Genomic DNA, 17,980 nt, shown 5'->3' on the forward strand with positions numbered 1-17,980 from the left:
AAATACCATAACATAGGTGACCTGTTGTGGTTCACTTCTGTTAAAGAACGTGGGAAGGAGAACCAGCGAGAACGCCGCAGAATCCGAGAAATGGATGATGCCGGCGTCCTGTTGATGACGAATCATTATGTACATCCGGACATGCGCGAACTCGCGAAGTCATGGCCGAATTCCCTGCGGCGGTATGACCAACTCCAACGATCCGCGGCTCTGCTTCGCGCTTCTGATCGCGATTCGGCCGATTTGCTGCGCAAGTTGCAGCGTACACTGGCTGATCACGAAGCTCCGCTCTGCGGCCACGAAGACGGTCTGGCCACGTTTTGGTCGTGTACCGCGGATCTGCGGCAGAAGCGAATTCTGTACTGCCTCGGCGCCCCCTGCCGCAATCCGTTTAAGGAATACTTCGCTTTTTCAACTTGATGGAACCTGAGCTCGCGGAACGCGTGCGACGTGGTTTCGAACGCACGCGTTCCCGAACCCGAGACGAGATTCTCAGATGTGGCCAGCGGCGAAAACGCCGCGCCCGGCATTACAGATTTTCAATCGCCACCGGCTCGAGGTCGTCCGCCGGCGTGAAGCCGAACACCCGGCTATAGAAATAAAACTCGCCGTCGAGTGACCGCTTGATGTTCTCCGCCTTGCGAAAGCCGTGACCCTCCCCGGGAAATGCCACGTACGCCACGGGCAACCCCTTCTTGCGCAAGGCCTCGACCATAAGTTCCGCCTGGTTGGGCGGCACGATTTTGTCGTCCAGCCCCTGGAAGAAGATGATGGGACACGACAGGCGGTCCGTGAAGTGGATGGGCGAGCGGTTGTAGTACACCGATTGCGCCTCTGGATAAGGGCCGAGCAGGCTGTCCATATACCGCGACTCGAACTTGTGTGTCTCGTGGACGAACACCTCGAGTTCGCTCAGCCCGAAATGGCTGGCCCCGGCCTTGAAGACGTCCCGGAACGTCAGGGCCGCCAGCGTCGTGTAGCCGCCGGCGCTCCCTCCGGCGATGCACAGCCGCTCTCCGTCCGCCAGGCCTCGCTGGACCAGATACAGGGCCGCGTTGACCGCATCGTCCACGTCGACGACCCCCCACTGGCCTTTCAGCCGATCCCGGTATTCGCGTCCATATCCGGTCGATCCGCCGTAGTTCACGTCCACCACGGCGAATCCGCGGCTCGTCCAGTACTGGGTGGTCAGACTCAGCACCGCGGGCGACGCGCTGGTCGGTCCCCCGTGGACGTGCACCAAGAGGGGAGGTTTCTCCCCATCGGGCGCCTGGAAGTCCGGATTCGTGGGCGGATAGTAGTGCGCGAACGCGGTCTTCCCGCCTTCCGTCGGGAACTCCACCTCCACGGGCCGGGAGAAATACCGGGCATCCACCGGCACATCCGCGGCCGACTTCACCACCTGGCGCCCGCTGCCGTCCGGACCCGCCACCACCAGGTGCCGAAGCGTCGTCGGCGACGCGGCGAGATACGCCATCTGGCGCCCGTTGCTGCGTACGTGGGCAAACCAGGTGTCCTCGCCGGGAAGGGGATAGAGCCGTCCCGTCGCCAGGTCGATGCGGGCCAGGTGGTCACGGCCACGCTGGGCATACTTGCACACGATGGTGTGTGCGTCGATGAAGGTGTAGTCGCTCAGGCCAAAGACCCAAGGCGGTCCGGCGAACTCGGCGTCCAACGGATGCACCGCCTCCACCGCCCCGTCTTCCGCCAACCGGTACAAATTCCACCAGTTCGAACGGTCCGATACGAAATACAACACGCCGTCCGGCGACCACACCGGCTGCAGCACCGATTCCCCGGGGCCGCCGGCCACGCGGTGCGCGTTCTCCAGCCGCCCGTCGGCCGTGACGTCGGCAACCCACAACTCTGTCCCGTCCCATGGCATGTTCGGGTGGTTCCACGTCAGCCAGGCCAGACGGTCGCCGGCGGGATTCAACCGGGGATTGCTGTAGAAGTCGTTGCCGGACACCAACACCCGGTCGGGGCCGCCTGTCAGGGATACCGCCACCAGCGTGGTCTCGGCGAAGATATCGGATTGGGTGTGGTCCTCGCGCACGCCGATCCACCAACCCCGGCGCTTGTCCACGATGCCGTCGGCATACCGCAGGCGGGAATCGTCCGTCAACGGCCGGATGGTCCCGTCTCGATCCCGTATGTACAGCCGGTTGTCTGCGAAATTCGAGAAATACACAATCCCGTCGGACACCGTCCACGCGCCGCCTCCGTACTCGTGCACGCGGGTGCGCACGTTGTAAGGCGCCGGGATGAGTTCCTCTTCCGTCCCGTCCGCACACCGGCGCATCAACACATTCCGGCCGGCCTCGCGCGGCCGGGATTCCAGCCAGTACAGGTCGTCCCCGTCCCACGCCAAACCATCCAGGCCAATGACCGCCTGGACAATCAGGTCCGACGTGATGGGGGACTTCCAGCTCCCGTAAGGTGCGGTTTTCACATTCGTCACGCGGTTTCTCCCCTCTCAGACGTTTCACACCATAGGCATAGTCCCATTCTACCCGCACACGGGCGACAGCGTCGAGCCCCTCCGTCAGCCCACGCGTACAACACAACGAAGGCAGGACCGCCAGTCCTGCCACGATGATGAGCGCCGTCCCATGACGCACCAGGCGCCGCACGCCGTCCAAGACGATGAAGTTGCCGCCTCAGACCTGCCAGGGCCATGGGGCCTCCGACCAGGTCCAGCGGTTGCCCACCGGGCTGTTGCCGAACTCCTGCAACGGGCCGAAGTTCGATTCGAATTGGTGCATCAGCGTCTGCTTGCGGCGTTGGAACTGCTGGAACTGTGCCAACGCCTGAGCGTCATCCGGGTGGGTATCCAGGTAGAGTGTGAGCTCGACCAGGGCAAAATCCACCGCCTGCAGCTCGTGCAGGTACTGGTAATACTCTTTAGGAACCGTCTGCTCCATGGGACACTCCCTCCCGGAACGGGCGCTCGTAGGGGCTGTACAGGTCCGGCCACAGCGTCCCGCGCCTCAGGGCCTCGCGCGGGGCGTATTGGCGCAAGCCCTTGGGCTGCATCACATAGTACTGGTTGGGCGGGACGATGTACGCCTTGGGCCTCGGCGGGCAAGGATCCAACGGGCTGTGAAACGACTCAAACGCACGCCACTGGCGATTCATCCTGACCCTCCTTCTCCCCGCGGCCGTCGGCGCGTCGCGCTCGGCGACCCGCGGGGTGCAATTCTTCACATTGAGCATATTCAGGAAGGACATTGTGCAGAAGCGTGCGACAGGAGATGGCCAGGAGGATCAATGGAGGAGCCAGGCGACCGCCACCCCGACCACGCATCCGCCGAGCACCTCCACGGGTTTGTGCCCGAGGTGTTCATCCAATTCCGGCCAATCCATCAGCCACCAAGGAACCGAGGGGACCTGAAGGCGAATGGAGGGGACCTGGGGCGTGGAGCCCTCCGCGGATACGGGAGAGCCCTCCAGCGTCCTCGGGTTCTGCAGGCCGCTGCGGCGCAGGTCGTGCAACAGGCGGTTGAGGACCGCCGCCTGCCGGCCCGCCTGCCATCGCACGCCGGCCGCATCGTACATCACGATGAATGCCACGAACAGGGCAAGTGCCAATACCGGATTGCTCCCCCCCTCGTGGAGCCACAGTTCCGCCACCAGGGAGACCACCAGCGCGGTGTGCGAACTGGGCATCCCGCCGGACTGCCGCAGCCGCTGCAGATCCCACCGGCGCAGCCGGATCACGACAATCAAGGGTTTCAACAACTGCGCCGCCACGAGAGAGAGCAGCGGCGCCAGCCACAGATGATACGAAATCGCCACCCGCGGCTCCCTCCTCATCCCCTTCGATGTTCACAGCACTTCCCGCAGATCTTCCGCCGTGGCAGCGGTCGATTCGCGGCGGAACAGCCGCTCCACAGGTGCAATCCCGTAGAACACCGCCATCCCGAACAGGATGACGGATGCCGCCCAGAAGGGCGCCGTCGGACCCATGCTGTCCCACAAGCGTCCGCCGACGAGCGGTCCGACGGCCATGCCGATGCCTTCTACGGTCATGAAGATGCCCCACATGACCGCCTTGCGCGCCTCCGACACCGTATGGGCCAATACCGAGTTCCAAGCCGGCAGAACCAGCGCGTACCCCATACCCAGCCCGGCCGCGCACAGGATGACCGCCCACAGGGTGCGCACATTCACCAGAGCCGCCAGCATGACGGCGCAGACGGTGAACCCGCCGACGAGAAAGGGACGGAATCCAGCGCGATCTACCCATCGGCCACACGGGATCTGAAACAACACCGTCGCCGCGCCGCCCGCCACCAGCAACTCAGCGTACAACCGCCCGCTGTAGCCCAGTTGGTACCGTGTGTACAGCTCGAACACCGGCATCAGGACCCCCATGGCGAACGTCTGCACGAACGTCCCCGGCAAGAGGAGCCGGACACTCCGCACCTCCGCCCACACTCGGCTCGGATGCAGACGGACGTGCGCCTGGGCCAGCGGTCGCAGGTTCAGCACCACCGCCGCGATCACGCCGGCCAACCCCCACACCCCGAGCAGGAGGATGAATCCACGTCGCACGTGTTCACCGAGGACCCAGCCCATGCTGACGGTCCCCGCACCCACGCCGGTCAGCCAAGCCATCATGACCCCGCCCATGGCGGTGGCATGGGTGGCGGGCGGCAATCCATGGGTCACCCGCGAGATGACCGCAGGCCAGACGGCCGACATGCCGATACCCAAGAGCGCGCTCCCGAGGACCACCCCCCAAGCGTGGTGGGCACGCCACACCGTCGCGATGCCGATGCCTCCAACCACGAGCGCCGGCACAAGTACGCGCCGTTGGCCGAAGCGGTCCGTCAACCAGCCGGAAGGGCCGCGCAATCCGGTGTCCATGGTGTAGTGAGCCGCGAGCGCATACCCGACCGTGGCCGAGGTCATCCCGAGCACGCCACGCACGTAAATGGGCAAGACAAAAAACAGCAGCGCGCCGCGCACAAACTCGCACAGCCCGACAACGACGAGCGCCAGCGCCTTCGCACCGCTGAAGATGTTCCGCACACCGTCCGACTTTGCCACGCGCAACCTCCCCGTCCCTGACACACCGCCCTGGGGGCTCCGCCAACGGGCGGATGCGCCGGACAAGGCTCTGGGCCCAGTATAGCGCACGGGAGCACCGGTTCACCACTGGGCCCCGTGGTCTTCCCCGCCTGGCCCGGCCCCCTCCCGCTGACGGGCCGCCTCGTACAGGAGCACCGCCCCCGCCACGGCGGCGTTGAGGCTCTCCGCACGGCCGGGCATCGGGATGCGGACGGACACCGTGGCGAAGGCTGCCGCGTCCTTCGAGACCCCATCGGCCTCGCTCCCGATGAGGATGAGCGAGGGGCCGAGGAGATTGATGGCATGGCAGGGGGTCTCCGCCTGCGGCGATGCCACGACGACCTGTCCATCGGGAAACCGTGCCCGCCATTGCCGGATGTACGCGGAGCTTTCGGCGGCACAGACCGAGACCCGGAACAGGCCCCCCATCGATGCGCGGACCACCTTCGGGGCGAACGGATCGACCGTGCCGGTACCGCAGCACACCTCAGCCGCCCCGAAGGCTTGGGCGGTGCGCAGCAGGGTGCCGACGTTCCCCGGGTCCTGGAGGCCATCGAGCAAGAGGAACAATGCCCCCGCTTGCGGCGTTGAGGCTAGCTGCGGGATCTCGGCGACCGCCATCACCCCTTGGGGCGTCACCGTATCCGCCACGGCGGCGAACGCCTGCGGTGACAGGTGAAAGACGGGGATGCCCCGGGCTTCCGCAAGGGACAGCCAGTCCGCGGGCAGTTCGTCCGTCCCCACGTCCCACAGCAGGGCCTGCAGCCGCAGCGGTGCCTGCAGCGCCTCCGCCACCAACCGTTTCCCTTCAATTAAAAACAGGCCGTGTTCCCGCCGGCCTTTCTTGGTTTTGAGTGAAGACCAAAGTTGCACCTTCGGGTTGCGTACCGATTCCAGGTACACCGGAGAACCCCTCCTGCCTCTTGATTAATACAAAAGGGCCCGGCCGCGCGGGCCGGGCCCTTCGAGGCCACCGGTGCCTCGTTACGCCTGCAGTTTCTGTTTTGCCACATTCGCCAACTCCGCAAACGCCTTGCGGTCAGCCACGGCCAGATCGGCCAGCATCTTGCGGTTGACCTCCACGCCGGCCAGCTTCAGCCCGTGCATGAACCGGCTGTACGACAGCCCGTTCAGACGTGCGGCCGCGTTGATGCGCTGGATCCACAGGCGGCGGAAATCCCGCTTGCGTGCGCGCCGGTCGCGATACGCGTACATGTAGGACTTCCACACCTGCTGCTTCGCCGTGCGGTACAGCCGATGCTTGGAACCACGGTAGCCGCGGGCCAGCTTCAAGATCTTTTTATGTTTACGGCGCGTCACGACGCCGCCTTTGACACGTGCCATGGTTCAGCTTCCTCCTTTGGTCTTCCCGTCCGTTCGCAACGGCGGGTCGTACATCTTGGCGGGCTCGGCGCCGATTTACTTCAGATAAGCCAGCAACTGCTTGATGCGCTTCTGGTCGCTCTTGGACACCAGCGTCGTGCCGCGCAGGCGGCGCTTGCGCGCAGGGCTCTTGTGTTCGGCCTTGTGGTACGCGAACGCATGCGCGCGCTTCAGCTTGCCGGAAGCCGTCCGTTTGACGCGCTTGGACAGACTGCTGTGGGTCTTCATCTTTGGCATCGGATGTTCCTCCGTTTCTGTGTCGTGCACTGAAATGCGTGCGCGGGCGCACACCTCAAGCCCCCGACGGAATCACGAGGAGGCTTTCGGCGCCAGGATCATGATCATGCTGCGCCCTTCCAGACGCGGGGCGCGCTCCACGGCGCCGTACTCCGCCACACCGTCGGCCAGTTTCAACAAAAGCTGCTGGCCCAGGGACGCATGCGTGATCTCGCGGCCGCGAAAGCGGACGCTCACCTTCACTTTGTCCCCGTCTTGGAGAAACTTGACCACGTTCCGCAGCTTGACCTGGAAGTCGTGATCCTCGATGTTCGGCGTCATCCGCACCTCTTTGAGCAGAGTCACCTTCTGGTTCTTGCGCGCTTCCTTCTCTTTTTTGCTCTGCTCGTACTTGAACTTGCCGTAGTCCATGATGCGGCACACGGGCGGCTTCGCCGTCGGCGCCACATTGACCAGGTCGAGGTTCTTCTCCTCGGCGATGCGGCGGGCGTCGCGGATGTTCATGATGCCCAACTGGGCGCCATCCACGTCAATCACACGGACCTCCCGCGCGCGGATCCCGTCGTTGACTTGAAAATCCTCTTTGATACTCTGTCACCTCCAAAGTCCCGTTCGATTCGCAGGACGGCACGGCGTGCCGCAGGTCTCGGGTCGGCCGCCCGGCCGAACGGCCACCGGCGGACGGATGGGCATGTAAAAAGCGCGGACCGTGCAATCCGCGCCTCACCTCGTGCTCTGTGTACGAAACACAAAATTCCCCTGTTTCGATGCTGCACTGACCCGTCGGCCCAAGCCCACCAGGTGAGAAGCCGGATGCTTCTACTTCGTCCCTATGCGATTCTCCAGGCTGAAACACAATTATTCTACCCCGCCCGGTGACGACCCGTCAAGGGCCGGGCGGGACGATGCCCGCTCGGCCCTCACGCCGACGTGTCAGCGCCGGTCACGCTTGGACCAACAGTTGCTTGCTGTCCACCTCGTCGCGCAGCCGGGCGAGGAAGGATTCGACCGACATCTGCCCCAGATCTCCCTGGCCGTACCGGCGGACGCTCACCGCCCGCGCGGCCGCCTCTTTCTCGCCGACCACCAGAGTGTACGGGATCTTGTGCACCTGCGCCTCCCGGATCTTGTAGCCGATCTTCTCCGGCCGCGCGTCCACCTCCACCCGGAAGCCCGCGTTGCGCAGCATCCCACACACTTCGTTCGCGTACGCCTCGTACGCCTCGTTGACGGTGGCCACCCGCGCCTGGACCGGTGCCAACCAGGCCGGGAACGCCCCCTTGTACTGCTCGAGCAAGAACGCGACGAACCGCTCCATGGTGCCCACGACGCCGCGGTGAATGACGACCGGGCGATGCGGCTTGCCGTCCTCGCCGATGTACTCCAGCTCAAACCGGTTCGGCAGGTGGAAGTCCAACTGAACCGTCGACAACGTCTCGTCCTTGCCGAGCGCCGTGCGGACCTGCACGTCCAGTTTCGGCCCGTAGAAGGCCGCCTCACCCGGGGCGATGACATAGTCCAGACCGAGATCATCCATCGCCTGGCGCAGCATGGCCTCCGCCTTGTTCCACATCTCGTCGTTCTGCACGTATTTCTCGGTGTCCGACGGATCGCGGTAAGACAGCCGGTGGTAGTACTCGGTGATTCCAAAGTCCTTGTACACCCGCTGAATCAGTTGCACCACCCGGCTGAACTCTTCCTGGATCTGATCCGGCCGGCAGAAGATGTGCGCGTCGTTCAGCGTCATCGCCCGCACCCGCTGCAGGCCCGCCAGGGCGCCGGACATCTCGTACCGGTGCATCATCCCGAGCTCGGCCACCCGCAGCGGCAGATCGCGGTAGCTGCGCATCTCCGACTTGTAGATCATCATGTGGTGCGGGCAGTTCATCGGCCGCAGCACCAACTCCTCGTTGTCCATCTGCATCGGCGGGTACATGTCGTCCTTGTAGTGATCCCAGTGCCCCGAGATCTTGTACAGCTCCACGTTCGCCAAATGGGGCGTGTACACGTGGTGGTAGCCGAGGCTCTCCTCAAGGTCGACGATGTACCGTTCAATCACGCGCCTCACCTTGGCCCCGTTGGGCAGCCACAGGGGCAGGCCCTGTCCCACATCCTTCGATAGCATGAAGATGCCCAGTTCCTTCCCGAGGCGCCGGTGATCCCGCTGCTTGGCCTCCTCCAGGCGGCGCAGGTGTTCGTCCAACTCCGCCTGCTTGGCGAACGCCACCGCATAGACGCGCGTCAGCTGCTCCCGCGACGCGTCCCCCCGCCAGTAGGCGCCCGCGATGGACATCAGTTTGAACACCTTGATGCGGCCGGTGGAAGGCAGATGCGGGCCGCGGCAGAGATCGACGAACTCGCCCTGGCGGTACACGGTGATGGTCTCCGACTCGGGCAGGTCGTGGATGATCTCGACCTTGAACCGATCCCCGCGCTCCGAGAAGAGCGCCAGCGCTTCCTCCCGGGTCACCACCTCGCGGACAATCGGGAGATCCTCGCGAATGATCCGCCGCATCTCCTCCTCAATGACCGGCAGGTCCTCCGGCGTGAAGACATGATCCGCGAAGTCGTAGTAAAACCCGTTTTCAATCACCGGCCCGATGGCGAACTTCGTCCCCGGAAACACCCGGGCGACCGCTTGCGCCATGACGTGGGCACAGGTGTGACGCATGACATCGACCCCTTCCGGGTCTTTCAACGTCAGGATCTCCACCTCCGCGTCCGACTCCAGAGTGCGTGACAGGTCCACCACGCGGCCGTTCACCTTGGCCGCTACCGCCTCCCGGGCCAACCCCTGGCTGATGGACGCCGCAATGTCTGCGAACGACGTGCCCGCGTCGTACACCCGCTCTGAACCGTCTTTCAAGCGAACGGTGTATGTGGCCATCTGTCCCTCTCCTCTCTGCTCTGTGACAGCATCAATAAAAAAGCGCCCCCGTCCCGCATGGGACGAGAACGCTCGGTTCCCGTGGTTCCACCCAAATTCGGCAGCTCCGCCGGAACTGCCCTCGTGGTGCGTATAACGTACGCCCCGGCCGCCGTTTCCTGCCTTCCCAGCGTGTCGCCAGGACCGGCCATCCCCGGCGGCTGCTTGGAAAGTGGTGCCTGACGCGCATCCGCGTGGGGAGCTTTCAGCCCGTGGCGTCCCCTCTCTGGAACGGGATTTGCCCGCCGGCGTCTTTCCGCATCGCCGTCATCCTGTGACGTTGTCATTGACTTTCAATATATCGAACGTCTAGGCGTGTGTCAACTCCAGGCCCTGTCAGGAGTTCCCCGTCCCGTCAATCGTAGCGCTTGGGCATGGCGGGCGGGAACTCTCCCGGTGCGAAGGCGGGATCGTCCAAGTGGGTCCGCAGTTCGGCGCACGTCGTGCAGTGGTCGCACCGCCGGACGCGGTCTTGGAACACCCGCTCCACCGTCTCCGCGAAGGTGGGCCAGGAGGCCGACCGGTTCAAATCGTGCAGGATGATTCGGCAGGGCGCCCGGGTGATGAGAATGCTCATCGCCAAGTCCTCGGCGTGGACGTCCTCCCCTTCCGATGCCTGCACTGCGGCGGCCGAGACCTCCCGATCCCGCACCAGGTTCCCTTCCTCATCGCACAGCCAGATCCGTTCGTCGCTGCAGAACACGTGCAGCACCTGCTGAGAAGGGGACTGCGCGTCGAGGATGTAGCGCAGCATGGCGACGAATTCCTCGTATTCCTGGTCGCTGAGAAACTGCCGAACCACCTCGTCGATGGACGCTTCGGCAGCGCGCATCAGCCCGCGCGCCCGGAAGCGGAGGATGCTATCCACGGACACATGAATCGATCCCGCTGCCGCCCGCCCCAAAACCTCTCCGAAGGTGCGGTCCAAGCGCGATCGCCACGGTTCCCAGGTCCAACCGGCCGTCGCTGCATCCTCGTGCCGCAGGCCGTGAAGGACCAAGAGCGCCACGTACTCCTGCTGCTCTGTGTCCAGGTAAGGGTGGAGCACCCCCACGCGGCGGTGAATATACTCATACAGCCAGTCTGTCAGGATGAATCCCGTGAGCAGATCCGCGACGGACGCCGTCGAATCCTCCCGCCCGTCGCCCCACTTCAACAGGATCCGGTTTGGACGATCCGCCTCGACCTTCACCGTCCATCCCGCATCTGCCAGTTTCTGCGCAAGAGACGCCGACGCAAGCTCGGTTTCAATCGTAGCGATGCGCACGGTCATCAGTCCTTCCGGATTTCGCATCTACTGACAGTATGGGGCGGATGTCCAATGGGTTATACCGACCCTCCAACCACGTCCATCCGGCACGTGGATGTTCGGTACGCGCACACCCCGGTTCTCCCGGTGTTCGCCCATCCGGACCTCAAAACGCAAAAGGCCGACGCTCTTGCGCGTCGGCAGTTCACTTGGTGCGGCTGACAGGAATCGAACCTGTGGCCCCCACCGTGTCAAGGTGGTGCTCTCCCTCTGAGCTACAGCCGCTCGCTCGCGGCTAGCTCATATTAGCACGCGGTCCTATTCGAAGTCAATACGCTATGCCCCTCAAAAAGACTGGGGATTTACACCAAGTGCCCATGTCGACTCCGCCTCGATCTACAGTATGTGCAGATCCCCGCGTGGCGCAGGACAGAGGCGGAAGCCGGCTGGATCCTTGGGCTCGCGACGGAGGCCAACCCGTTCCGGCCATCAGGCGCCGGCGACCGGCAAGTTCTCCAAGATGGCCCAGAGCGCGGGGGCCCGCTTGGCGAGGTTCACGGCCCGGTTCGTCTCCATATCGACAAATGCGTGTTCGGTGCGGCCCTCCGCACACAGCTCTCCCGCTTCGTTCATCACCCGATAGCGCAGCGCCAGCCGCGTCTTTGTGCACAGCTCCAAACGTGCTTCGACATCCGCGAGGTCCTCTGCGCGCAAGGTCTTCAAATACCGGCACTGGACGTCAATGACCACCAGGACGATGCCCTGGTCGTGAAATGTCTCCATGTAAGAGACGCCATTCTCCCGCAAAAAACGCATCCGGGCCACGGAGAACCAATCGATGTAGGCGGGATGATACACAATTCCAGCGGGATCGCACTCGCCCCATCGCACTTCGAACCGCGTCGTCACCGTTTTTGCCACGTGCACGGACTCTCCTCTCCCAGCCTGTTCCTCTCCAGTATACCAAACGGGGGAATCCGTCCAATCTGCGGCCAAGGCGCGGGACGCCAAGCCAGCCGGACACGGCAGAGGTTCAGTCTGTTGGTTCACGCCTTGTCCAGCGGGCGTTGCGTCCCTTCTGAATCCACACGATGACGCCTTGACGACTGAATTCGTTCAAGAAAACCGCGGTGCGAGTCTACATATCTCCGCTGAGGTTCGACCGCTTGCTCCAGTCTGCTCTCCGCGAATGACCCGGGGTAAATGCCTCAATCTGATGCCGTCCAGAACGCGTATCTTAACACCATGTGACGGGAAGGAGGTGTTTGCCCGTGTACGATGGAGGAGTGTTTGGCGGTTTCACGCGATGGGCGGTCGTGTTCCTGATCATCTTTGTGCTGTTCTTCCTGCTGGTCCCGGGAATTGGCCTTGGGTATGCAGGAGGAGCCGGATACAGCGCTGGCACATGCTGAGTATGGGGCATAAGGTCCCAGGATGTTCTCTGGGACCTTTTCATTCAATATGCAGAGGGGGGCAAACCTTTGATTACACGCGCTCATTGCATGCGGTTTATTGGACAGCCCGTCGTCGTTCGCACGAGGTCTGGTGTGACTCACTATGGGATTCTGCATTCGGCTACAGATGATGGAATCTATCTGCGTCCAACAGGTGGCGGAACCCCGGGTTTGGTGAATGACACAAACGTCAACGATGCACACATGGATGTGCTGCAGAACATGCCTCAGCCGACTGATAATATTCACGAAGCTTTCTTCCCATTTCTTTTCCTTCCCTTTCTTACGCTCGCATCCATCGGTCCGTGGGGTTGGTGGTGAGCTTCGCGCAAATTTCGTGGCGCAGGCCGGACAGAAATTCTGAAGAAGGCTTTCTTGAGAGGGCGATGGTGAGGGCTTTCGCGCGCGGGAACGCGGCGAACAAATCGCGCACCATCGCCCGGCGGCGATGCCAAACAGACTCAAAAAATTCCCCGGGGTGAGTGCGACCACGAGGCGGAAATCCGCAGACATACCCTCTCCTCCCGACGCTGCTCGGGTACAATCTGTTTCAAAGCCTGTGCTCGGCATGTTTCTGCACATACCCGCGCCACCACCCGGTGATCTGCCGGGCCTGTTCGTGGCAAACAACGGAATACTGCAGGAGGACGGGACATGGGATTTGTGAACCCGCAAGTTGTCATATTGCCAAATGGCACAGCCTGGACCTTGCGCACCGCAGAACCCGCCGATGCCCCGCAAGTGTTGGAGCACACGAAACAGGTCATTGGAGAGACGGACTTTCTCATCACCACCTCGGAAGAAATCACCTTGACCGTGGACGAGGAGCGAGCTTGGATCCAGGAGCATCTGGACGATCCCGGCAGCCTCCTCCTGATCGCTAGCGCCGGGTCCCAGGTGATTGGGATACTCAGCTTTCGCAGAGAGTCGCGTGCGCGTTTGTCGCATCACGGCTCCCTCGGCGTGAGCGTGCAGAAGGCGTGGCACAGGCAGGGTATCGGACGCAAGATGATGGAAACCCTGCTGCGCTGGGCAGAGGCGAATCCGGAGATTGAGAAGGTGTGCCTTGAGGTCTTCACGACGAATGAGCCGGCGATCCGCTTGTATCAGAGCCTGGGTTTCCAGGAGGAAGGCCGGCGGAGGCGCCACGTCAAGCTGGGACCGAATGCCTACGTCGACACGTTGCTGATGTGCAAGTTCGTCAAGTGACCCCGGCGGCCGATTTCGGGATAGCGACCGGAGAGACCAGGCCCGCGCGGACCGCCGCGTCGCCGATGATCAAGGTCCCGACGATGCTCACTGACTGCCCGACCACGCGCGGCAGACGCGTGCCCGCCTCGCGCAGCGCCTCGAAGGCGACCATCATCCCCAGCGCTTCCACCACCATTGCATTTGCAATCAGATTTGCAAGGCGCCGTCTCAATATTAAACACCGACATGATATATCCCACATTTCGCGCCCGACAGCGGCCGAATCGCAATTTTCTTGAGCAGGAATTGAATCTCCAGAGGCGAAATGGCATAGCGTGAATCTTTGCCTCGGGGGATTTCCAGTTGTTTAGCGACCTTCAGATTCAGTACTTCAAGATGGAGTCGGCGCCGATGTGGGCTCAGATGATGCGCCGATTTGGCTGGGCAGCCGCCATTAACGATTTTGTGGGACCCCAGACTGGGTGTAAGGTGTCGGTTGGCGACCGAATCAGTGCACTGTTGATAAACATCCTCACGGATCGCAGCGCACTCTACAGAGTCGAGGATTTCTATAGAGAGCGCGATGTGGAAGCCCTCATAGGGCCCGGTGTCCAAGCCGAGGATTTGAATGACGACGCGTTGGCGCGGGCGCTGGACGCGATCTACGAAGCGGGTCCAGACAAGCTGTTCAGCCGATTGGCAATTTCGACCCTGTTGTCGCTCGGTGTCCTCGACCGCTTTGATGACTTTATCCCGCTGCATGCGGACACCACCTCGTTGTCGGTATATGGAGAATACCCAGGGCAGGAAAAAATACTGACCGCACTGGAGGACCCCTTCCGGATTGTACGGGGCTACTCGAAGGACAATCAGCCAGATCTGAGGCAGATTATCTTTGGCAACGCAACGGTTATGGGAATACCCGTATATGGCACCGTGAATGCCGGGAACACAGATGACCACACGTGGAATCACGACACGATTTCAGAATTGGCCAAGGTGTTCACAGCGGAAGTTCGCGGCAAGATGGTTTACATCGCAGACTCAGCTGTCGTGACCGAGGCCAACCTGCGTGCGTTTACCGAGTTGGACCAGCAGTTCATCTCCAGGTTACCCTCGACCTTCAAACTGTGCGGACAACTGAAACAGGCTGCATGGGACAAGGAGGGGGCCTGGAAGGACGTCGGACGGTTGGTCGAAGCGAAAGACGGAGCCCGATACAAAATCCAGTCGTTTCGGCGCGAACTGTACGGTCATCGATATCGCTTTGTCGTCGTGCGCTCGAGCAGCCTGGATGCGCGCAAGGAGCACAAGCTGTCGGATGTGTTGGAACGAGAACGCAAGGAGTTGGAAAAAGCGGCGACAGCAGTGTCTAAGACGTTGTATGGATGTGAGCAGGACGGCTTGGTGGCAGCAGAGGCCTTCTGCAGGGCACACCGCAATAAACTTCACCGGGTAAAAACGACGTTGGAGCCTGTTGAGATTCAAGAGAAGCGAACTCGACGGGGCCGACCACGCAAGGACGAACCAGCACCTCCCGTCGTCACTCGTTACCGGATTCAGATTGAGATTGAACCTCCAAGCGAAGACGTTTTGCAGGCCTGGCGCGAGCAAGAAGCGACGTTTGTCCTCATTACGAACATTCGGGACGACCAGAGATTGGCTGACGAGGCGGTTTTGAGGCTCTACAAGGAGCAGGCTGAGGTGGAAGGGCGGTTTCGTTACCTGAAAAGCCCGTATCACGTCGGGCCTATCTACCTACACCGCGCCGACAGGGTGAAGGCGTTTTGTTACGTCATGCTGATGTCACTGTTGTTATACAGTGTATTCGAGTACATCCTGCGCGAGAAAATGAAGCAGGAAGAGGAACCGTTGATCCTGCCGGGGAAACGCAAGAGTTTCCGGCCGACGGGGACATCCGTTCTGGAGATGTTTGACGGGATGATCACAGCCCGAGTGCAGGTTAATGGCGAATGGCGATATGTCAAGAGTCTGCCACCAGATCCGCAGATTGAGCGTATTCTCAAGCTACTCGACATGGACCTCAGCATCTACTACCCCGCGCAAAAAACCGCTTGACGAGTGCTTGCGCCAGCACGAGCTTGGTTTCCACATATGATCAACATTTGTAAAGATCGCGCTTTCCCCAACCCAAATAATGGTGTGCGAGGTAGATCCTTCACCCCTCACTCGTAGTACGACCCCGTTTCCAGCTGAACAGCTCCCCACGGGCGCGAAATGTGGGATATATCATGATATATACAGAATATATACAGAGCGATTCTCCCGAGTGAGGAAATTTGCGGCATGCTAGTGACCCATGTGATCGATTGTCGACGGGGTGGCGGGCGATTTGCAGTGCACGAGGCCCCCATCGTGGATGGTGTGGGCAGAAACGTGATGGAGAGTCGGCAATGTGACAGTTCAGCCTTCGATGTCTTGGTCGGATGATTTCTCCACTCGTTCACTGGCCGGAAACTCGGAAACTCTCCGGTCCCACTGCTTGCACAACTCCATACACCACATCTCCTCGGTCAGATTTGAAACCATTATCTGGCCTTGACCGAAGCGTTACGAGGTGTGGTATATCTCCGCTTACGCTGCATAAGTTCTTGCGGCAAGAGGTGCACCAAAAACCCAAAAACTGAATCGTGACCCGGCGCTAACATGTCTCTTATCTTCGATGTGCTGTGCACTTACAGGGGCTTTTCTAGGGACTGCCGAGGCTAACGTTTTACTCGCCTCCGAAAATTCATCACCATGGCAGCTAAAAGGGGAATACAGATCAAAGTTAACACAAAATACGCTGGCGCCACACCAGCGATGAAGTGCTCCATTTCCTGCGTGCTGCGGAAGAATGCAAAGCTGCCAGCCCACACGAACAAGGCTCCGGAATACGCCACAATCCGGTGCGACGACAGTTTGAACACGTCCTTCATACCTTCACACCAAGCGTAGTGAAACACGCCCAGTTTGAGGCACACGGTGGACATCACACCCATCACGTACAGTGTGTCCAGGCGCTCCAGAAAACGGCCGACGCGAATGCTGCGGACGGTTTCAAGCACCGGATACGAGAGATAACTGGTGGACTGCCCCACCACACCTGTCGTGATTTCCAGGACGCACGTCAAGAGAACGGTGATGATGGCCGTGGCCGTGATCATGTCTTTGGGAAGGGTCTGGCTGACACGCAAGGCCCGTACGAACTGCAGGCTAATCAACATCTCCAATGCGAAGGTCAGATCCGGCGTCATGGCGCCGCGGAGTATCGGCTGCCAGCCGTCAGCGAGAACAGGCATCAGTTGGTGAACATCCATGTGCTGCATGGACAAGGCGAAGAGAAGAGGCGCCACAATGATCGCGAGCGGTGTAATGAACTCGCCGTCCCGCATAGGCACTTCCGCGCCCATGTACACCATGTATGAGATCCCAGCCATGGCCAGTAGTCCGACGATGTACTCCGGTGTCTCAGGCAGGATGGTGATGCTCACAAACGATTCTGCTTCCCGGAGAGCGGTGCAGTTAATCAGGTACAGCCAGACAAGAAACCAGAGACCGAACATGCGCCCCAGCCATGGTCCGAATGCGTCAATCAAGCCGCTGGTCAGATTCCGGTTTGGCAGCGCATGGAGGAAGACCGCCGCAACACCGGCGGATAACAGGCCCCCGGCCGCAAACAGGAGGCCCGTAATCCAGCTGTCGCGGACGGTGAACTGGGCAATGACGTATGGGACCGTTACGATGCCGGTGCCCAGGATACTCCAAATAAGCATGATGACCATTTGAAACCGGGAAATCTGTACGTTCGACATGGGGCGCAGCCCCCCTTCTAAAGAATCTCGTATATCCATTTTGTAACTGGACCAAACGTGGCGTCGAACGGAGCCAGGAGGTCCAGATTGGGCCACAGGTGCCAAGAGACCAGCGCGGACATGGCGACCGCCAACATGACGAGTGACCAGTACACTGTGGCTTCACGGCGGTTGGCCCGGCGAAGGGCGTGTTTGTCAAGGATGGCAACAGTCACGACAGTGAACAGCGCTACCCAGATCACGGTAAGCGTCAAAGCCCCCACACCTTGCGTTTCTCCAACCGTCGTGCGACAGTCATGGACGACAACAATCAGCCCCGCCAGGAGACCCAGCGGGGCGATTTCTCATGCTATCCTTTTTTTCCACGTCTCCGGATTCGTTCCGGCAGGCGATCTGACCACGGGAGCAACGCGTCCATCGCTGCCCGGTCATCCGTTCGGATGTTGGGTAGCCGCTCGAACAGGTATTCCAGGTACAAATACGGGTCCAGCCCGTTCTCCTTGGCTGTCTCCACCAGGCTGTAGGCGATGGCGCTCGCCCTCGCACCCTGTGGGGTGTTGGCAAACAGGAAGTTCTTGCGACCAATTACAAACGGCTTGATTGACCGCTCGCTCCGGTTGTTATCCAACTCCAGATGGCCGTCCTCCAG

General features: G+C 61.4%; 18 protein-coding genes, 1 tRNA gene and 1 pseudogene. 3 read left to right on the forward strand and 17 right to left on the reverse strand.

Annotated elements, in window-relative coordinates; genetic code table 11:
* Positions 1 to 529 precede the first annotated feature (529 nt).
* The 13 genes from BM357_RS08965 to BM357_RS09025 all read right to left on the reverse strand — a co-directional run bounded on the left by BM357_RS08965 (position 530) and on the right by BM357_RS09025 (position 11,792).
* Positions 530 to 2,461: a S9 family peptidase gene (locus BM357_RS08965; protein ID WP_074951878.1), complete on the reverse strand. Its 1,932-nt coding sequence runs from the start codon at positions 2,459 to 2,461 to the stop codon at positions 530 to 532.
* A gap of 199 nt (positions 2,462 to 2,660) precedes the next feature.
* Entirely contained in the window at positions 2,661 to 2,924 is a 264-nt protein-coding gene (locus BM357_RS08970; RefSeq protein ID WP_074951881.1) for a spore coat protein CotJB, read from the reverse strand.
* A complete protein-coding gene (locus BM357_RS08975; protein WP_074951884.1) occupies positions 2,905 to 3,138 on the reverse strand; it encodes a spore coat associated protein CotJA in 234 nt (77 codons plus the stop codon). Before BM357_RS08975 ends, BM357_RS08970 begins: the two co-directional genes overlap by 20 nt.
* A gap of 129 nt (positions 3,139 to 3,267) precedes the next feature.
* Positions 3,268 to 3,798 carry a divergent PAP2 family protein gene (locus BM357_RS08980; protein WP_245783916.1) on the reverse strand — a complete coding sequence of 177 codons (531 nt, stop codon included), beginning with the start codon at positions 3,796 to 3,798 and terminating at the stop codon, positions 3,268 to 3,270.
* 30 nt (positions 3,799 to 3,828) lie between these two features.
* Positions 3,829 to 5,055 (reverse strand): MFS transporter, encoded by a 1,227-nt coding sequence (locus BM357_RS08985; protein WP_074951891.1) that lies wholly within the window; start codon positions 5,053 to 5,055, stop codon positions 3,829 to 3,831.
* A 102-nt stretch (positions 5,056 to 5,157) separates the two neighbouring features.
* On the reverse strand, positions 5,158 to 5,979 hold the full coding sequence (locus BM357_RS08990; protein ID WP_074951894.1) for a TrmH family RNA methyltransferase: 822 nt from the start codon (positions 5,977 to 5,979) through the stop codon (positions 5,158 to 5,160).
* 81 nt (positions 5,980 to 6,060) lie between these two features.
* Positions 6,061 to 6,420, reverse strand: coding sequence for a 50S ribosomal protein L20 (rplT, locus tag BM357_RS08995; RefSeq protein ID WP_074951897.1), 360 nt, complete (start codon positions 6,418 to 6,420; stop codon positions 6,061 to 6,063).
* A 75-nt stretch (positions 6,421 to 6,495) separates the two neighbouring features.
* Positions 6,496 to 6,696, reverse strand: coding sequence for a 50S ribosomal protein L35 (gene rpmI, locus BM357_RS09000; protein ID WP_029421061.1), 201 nt, complete (start codon positions 6,694 to 6,696; stop codon positions 6,496 to 6,498).
* 72 nt (positions 6,697 to 6,768) lie between these two features.
* On the reverse strand, positions 6,769 to 7,284 hold the full coding sequence (infC, locus tag BM357_RS09005; RefSeq protein WP_074951900.1) for a translation initiation factor IF-3: 516 nt from the start codon (positions 7,282 to 7,284) through the stop codon (positions 6,769 to 6,771).
* Between the two features lie 355 nt (positions 7,285 to 7,639).
* A complete protein-coding gene (thrS, locus tag BM357_RS09010; RefSeq protein ID WP_074951904.1) occupies positions 7,640 to 9,583 on the reverse strand; it encodes a threonine--tRNA ligase in 1,944 nt (647 codons plus the stop codon).
* Positions 9,584 to 9,977: 394 nt separating this feature from the next.
* Positions 9,978 to 10,889: a sporulation protein YtxC gene (gene ytxC, locus BM357_RS09015; RefSeq protein WP_175511490.1), complete on the reverse strand. Its 912-nt coding sequence runs from the start codon at positions 10,887 to 10,889 to the stop codon at positions 9,978 to 9,980.
* A gap of 192 nt (positions 10,890 to 11,081) precedes the next feature.
* Positions 11,082 to 11,156: transfer RNA gene (locus tag BM357_RS09020), tRNA-Val, on the reverse strand.
* A 204-nt stretch (positions 11,157 to 11,360) separates the two neighbouring features.
* A complete protein-coding gene (locus BM357_RS09025; protein ID WP_074951985.1) occupies positions 11,361 to 11,792 on the reverse strand; it encodes an acyl-CoA thioesterase in 432 nt (143 codons plus the stop codon).
* A 350-nt stretch (positions 11,793 to 12,142) separates the two neighbouring features.
* Here BM357_RS09025 and BM357_RS19810 point away from each other — a divergent pair, with 350 nt between their 5' ends.
* Positions 12,143 to 12,283 (forward strand): hypothetical protein, encoded by a 141-nt coding sequence (locus BM357_RS19810; protein WP_175511491.1) that lies wholly within the window; start codon positions 12,143 to 12,145, stop codon positions 12,281 to 12,283.
* 696 nt (positions 12,284 to 12,979) lie between these two features.
* Positions 12,980 to 13,534, forward strand: coding sequence for a GNAT family N-acetyltransferase (locus BM357_RS09030; protein ID WP_074951910.1), 555 nt, complete (start codon positions 12,980 to 12,982; stop codon positions 13,532 to 13,534).
* Between the two features lie 19 nt (positions 13,535 to 13,553).
* Here BM357_RS09030 and BM357_RS09035 read toward each other — a convergent pair.
* A pseudogene (locus BM357_RS09035) lies at positions 13,554 to 13,712 on the reverse strand (spore germination protein); the annotation flags it as partial.
* A gap of 200 nt (positions 13,713 to 13,912) precedes the next feature.
* Between BM357_RS09035 and BM357_RS09040 the strand changes: the two are divergent.
* Positions 13,913 to 15,595 carry an IS1634 family transposase gene (locus BM357_RS09040; RefSeq protein ID WP_074951988.1) on the forward strand — a complete coding sequence of 561 codons (1,683 nt, stop codon included), beginning with the start codon at positions 13,913 to 13,915 and terminating at the stop codon, positions 15,593 to 15,595.
* 647 nt (positions 15,596 to 16,242) lie between these two features.
* Here BM357_RS09040 and BM357_RS09045 read toward each other — a convergent pair.
* The 3 genes from BM357_RS09045 to BM357_RS09055 form a co-directional block, all read right to left on the reverse strand.
* Complete coding sequence (locus BM357_RS09045) at positions 16,243 to 17,331, reverse strand: GerAB/ArcD/ProY family transporter (RefSeq protein WP_074951913.1); 1,089 nt, start codon at positions 17,329 to 17,331, stop codon at positions 16,243 to 16,245.
* A 17-nt stretch (positions 17,332 to 17,348) separates the two neighbouring features.
* Entirely contained in the window at positions 17,349 to 17,585 is a 237-nt protein-coding gene (locus BM357_RS19815; protein ID WP_175511492.1) for a hypothetical protein, read from the reverse strand.
* Positions 17,586 to 17,680: 95 nt separating this feature from the next.
* Positions 17,681 to 17,980 (reverse strand): transposase domain-containing protein (locus tag BM357_RS09055; protein WP_139234642.1); only part of this gene is annotated, 300 nt, incomplete at its 5' end.

This window comes from Paenalicyclobacillus macrosporangiidus (assembly GCF_900116805.1).
GTDB lineage: Bacteria > Bacillota > Bacilli > Alicyclobacillales > Alicyclobacillaceae > Alicyclobacillus_H > Alicyclobacillus_H macrosporangiidus.

What these genes read in the sequence shown, in the direction of transcription:
- BM357_RS08970 (WP_074951881.1), bottom strand. Translation starts at nt 2,924, where the DNA reads ATGGAGCAGACGGTTCCTAAAGAGTATTACCAGTACCTGCACGAGCTG.
- BM357_RS08975 (WP_074951884.1), bottom strand. Translation starts at nt 3,138, where the DNA reads ATGAATCGCCAGTGGCGTGCGTTTGAGTCGTTTCACAGCCCGTTGGAT.
- rplT (WP_074951897.1), bottom strand. Translation starts at nt 6,420, where the DNA reads ATGGCACGTGTCAAAGGCGGCGTCGTGACGCGCCGTAAACATAAAAAG.
- rpmI (WP_029421061.1), bottom strand. Translation starts at nt 6,696, where the DNA reads ATGCCAAAGATGAAGACCCACAGCAGTCTGTCCAAGCGCGTCAAACGG.
- thrS (WP_074951904.1), bottom strand. Translation starts at nt 9,583, where the DNA reads ATGGCCACATACACCGTTCGCTTGAAAGACGGTTCAGAGCGGGTGTAC.
- BM357_RS09030 (WP_074951910.1), top strand. Translation starts at nt 12,980, where the DNA reads ATGGGATTTGTGAACCCGCAAGTTGTCATATTGCCAAATGGCACAGCC.
- BM357_RS09040 (WP_074951988.1), top strand. Translation starts at nt 13,913, where the DNA reads ATGGAGTCGGCGCCGATGTGGGCTCAGATGATGCGCCGATTTGGCTGG.
- BM357_RS09045 (WP_074951913.1), bottom strand. Translation starts at nt 17,331, where the DNA reads ATGTCGAACGTACAGATTTCCCGGTTTCAAATGGTCATCATGCTTATT.